The sequence below is a fragment of the Aromatoleum toluvorans genome, assembly GCF_012910905.1.
GTDB classification, from domain to species: domain Bacteria; phylum Pseudomonadota; class Gammaproteobacteria; order Burkholderiales; family Rhodocyclaceae; genus Aromatoleum; species Aromatoleum toluvorans.
Map to the genome: position 1 here is coordinate 1 of NZ_WTVN01000079.1, position 3136 is coordinate 3136.

A 3136-nucleotide genomic window follows, 5' to 3' on the forward strand; every position below is an offset into this window, starting at 1 on the left:
CCCCAGGGCCGAACCGAAGCCCCCCCAGGCGAGCATCGCCGAGAAACCCGTCGCACCGCCCGAAGCCGCCCCGGCGCCCGCCGCAGCGGCAGAACCGCCCGCGCCCGAACCCGAGCCGGCGCCCGCGACGGTCGCCGACACGGCAGCGGAAACACCCCCCGGCACGTCGGCGACGGCCACCGAATCGCCCGTCACCGAAGAGCGGGCGCCCGTCGCCGAGGCGACACCGGTCGCCGCCGGCGGCGGACAGGCCTGGCCGCGCGCGGGACGCATCGCCTACCTCGCGCTGATGGGTGAGAAGCAGCTTCCCATGGGCCGCGCGACGCACCAATGGGAGGTGGCGGCGGACGGCAGCTATCGCCTCTCCGAACTCGTCGAACCGACCTCGGTGGCCGCGATCCCGTGGTTCCGCCCCGGCCGCAAGCTGCGCGAAAGCACGGGAAGGATCACCGCGAGCGGCCTGCGCCCGGAGCGCTTCACCGAACGCGAGGACGGGCGCCCCGGCGAAACGCTCGCGGAGCTCGACCGCGCCACGGGTGAATTCCGCGGTGCCGGCACCCGCGATGCGCTGCCCGACGACGCCCAGGACATCCTGTCGCTGCTCTACCAGCTCGGCTACCCCGGCGCGGCGGCCGGCGGCAGCGTGGCGGTCACCGCCGGCGGGGCGCTGCGCAGCTACCAGCTGGAAACCATCGGCGAAGAAACGGTACATCTGCCCTTCGGCGAGGGCTGGCGCGCCCGCCACGTCCGCGCACGCTACGGCAGCGCGCGCGAGATGACCGATGTGTGGCTCGCCACCGAGCACTTCGGCCTGCCCGTGCTGATCCGCACGATCGACGCCAAGGGCGTCGTGTATTACCTCGTCGCGACCGAAGTGTCGGTGAGCACCGAGGCACTACAGACGCCCGCGCGCTGACCCGGCGGTTTCCAGCCGGGGGTCTGCACCGCCGCCACGAGGCCGGGCCGCCGCAGCTCCCACTCCGCGATCCAGTCCGGCAGGTCGCACGCCGGCATCGCCGGGGCGACGAACCAGCCCTGTGCGAGATCGCAGCCGCGCGCCTGCAGCACATCCCACACGGCACGGCTATCGACGCCTTCCGCGACGCTCCTGAGCCCCAGGCCGCGGGCCAGGTGCAGATTCGCGTCAACGATTGCACGCGACGTCCTGTCCTCGCAGACCTCGCTCACGAAGCCGCGATCGATCTTGAGCTCGTTGAAGGGGATGTCGCGCAGCTGCGCCAGCGAGGAATGGCCAGTGCCGAAATCGTCGATCGACAGCATGATGCGCTTGAGCCGCAGGCGCGTGACGATTTCGAGTGCCGCGACGGAATCCTGCGTCAGGCGGCTCTCGGTGATCTCCAGCGCCAGCCGCTGGGGCGCGACCCCCGAGGCCGCGAGCTCGTCCCCGACCATGTCGGGGAAGTCGAGCGCGGCGAGATTCTCCATCGACACGTTCACGGCGACCTGCAGCGCGTACCCCGCGTCGTGCCAGCGCCGCGCGTCGCGCAGCGCGGTGCGGAGCACCCCCTGCGTGAGCTCCTCGATGACGCCGCACTCCTCCGCGAGCGGCACGAACGCATCGGGGGGCACCAGCCCCTCGGACGGGTGCTGCCAGCGCACCAGGCTCTCGACGCCGATCACGGCGCCGGTCGCGAACGACACGGTCGGCTGGTAGTGATTCACCAGCTCGCCCGCCGCGATCGCCCGCCGCAGTTGCTCCGGATAGAACACGCGCTCGGCGGCGGGCGCCGCGGGCTCGCACCGTGCGTGCCGGTCGAGCACCCCGCGCAGCCGCTCGGGCAGGATCGGCTTCGACAGCGCGCCCAGCACCCGCAGCCGGTGCGCCTGCGCCAGCCGCTCTGCGGTGCGCAGGATGCGCGGATCCTCGCCGCTGATCAGCACCAGGCCGCCGCGGTAGCCGAAATGCGCGAGTTCGCGCACGAACTCGATGCCATCGAGCTCCGGCATGCGCAGATCGAGGAAGATCAGCCCGATGCCCTCGCCGCCCGCGATGCGGGCCAAGGCGTCGCGCGCCCACGCATGGCAGCTCACCTCGCCCGCCCCGAGCGCCGTCAGCTGAGTGGCGAGTATCTTGCAAACGATGAGGTCGTCATCGACGATCAGTATCTTCATGGATGCTCCCGTTCCGGTGAGACGCCGTGCTCGCACAGCCGCTCGCCGATGCGCGCCTCGACGGCAGCGGCCGCTGCATCGAATGCGCCGAAGTGGCGGGCGACCACCGCCCGCAGGCCCGCTCGCGCCGCGATCTCCAGTTCGGCGCACAGCTCGCCGAGCTGCAACGCACCGACCGCGCGCGACGAGGATTTCAGCTTGTGCGCCACGGCCACGATGGCGCCCGCGTCGTCGCGCGCGACGGCGGTCCGCAGCGCATCGGACAGTTCGCGCAGCGCGCCGCGATAGTCGCCGAGGAAGTCGTCGACGACCGCGCGCTCGCTCCCGACCAGCGCCTCCAGCACGGCGACGTCGAAGACTGCCGCCGCGGGCGCGCCGACGGCCGGCGCCGCGGCCTCGTGCGGCAGCCAGCGCTCGAGGGCGTCCTTCAGCAGCTGCAGCTGGATCGGCTTGGTCAGGTACTCGTCCATGCCCCCCTCCCGCGCGCGCCGCGCTTCGCCACGCAGCGCGTTCGCGGTCAGCGCGAGGATGGGCATGCGGCCGCGCCCGGCCTCCTCGGCGCGAATCGTCTGCGCCAGCGCGTAGCCGTCCATGTGGGGCATGTGGAGGTCGGTCAGCAGCAGCGCATAGCGCCCCTCGCGCCACATCCGCAGCGCCTGTGCGCCGTCGCCAGCGACCTCTGCCGCGTAGCCGAGCAGGGCGAGCTGCTGCAGGATAACCTTCTGGTTCACCGGGTCGTCCTCGGCGATCAGGATCAGCCGGCCGGACGTGCGCGCCTCCGCGATCGTCGGCGGCACGGCCTTCGCCACCGTGGCGGACGGCACAGCCTGCGCCGGCACCGCGTCGGGCGATTCGCGCCCGGCCGCCACGGCGACCGCGCGCAGCAGCGTGCGACGGCGCAGCGCGTCGCCGTCGATGCTGACGGTGCAGGCGTCGACCACCCGCACGCGCCTGCGCCGGCCGTGGGAGATGCGCAGCCGGCGCAGCCCGGAAGGCGGTGCCC

At 73.0% G+C, this 3136-nt stretch carries 3 protein-coding genes; 1 reads left to right on the top strand and 2 read right to left on the bottom strand.

Translation table 11 applies throughout. The features are described from left to right. Window positions 1-916: DUF3108 domain-containing protein (locus tag GPA22_RS22325; RefSeq protein WP_169258266.1), on the top strand; the 916-nt coding region annotated here is incomplete at its 5' end. Here the strand turns inward: GPA22_RS22325 and GPA22_RS22330 are convergent. Both GPA22_RS22330 and GPA22_RS22335 read right to left on the bottom strand, forming a co-directional pair. Then, entirely contained in the window at window positions 856-2133 is a 1278-nt protein-coding gene (locus tag GPA22_RS22330; RefSeq protein ID WP_169258267.1) for an EAL domain-containing response regulator, read from the bottom strand. The two genes, GPA22_RS22325 and GPA22_RS22330, sit on opposite strands and share 61 nt — an antisense overlap. Beyond that, a partial coding sequence (locus GPA22_RS22335) for a response regulator (RefSeq protein ID WP_169258268.1) occupies window positions 2130-3136 on the bottom strand: 1007 nt, incomplete at its 5' end. The genes GPA22_RS22330 and GPA22_RS22335, both read right to left, overlap by 4 nt.

Coding starts and splice junctions, on each gene's coding strand:
- GPA22_RS22330 (WP_169258267.1), bottom strand. CDS start 2,133: ATGAAGATACTGATCGTCGATGACGACCTCATCGTTTGCAAGATACTC.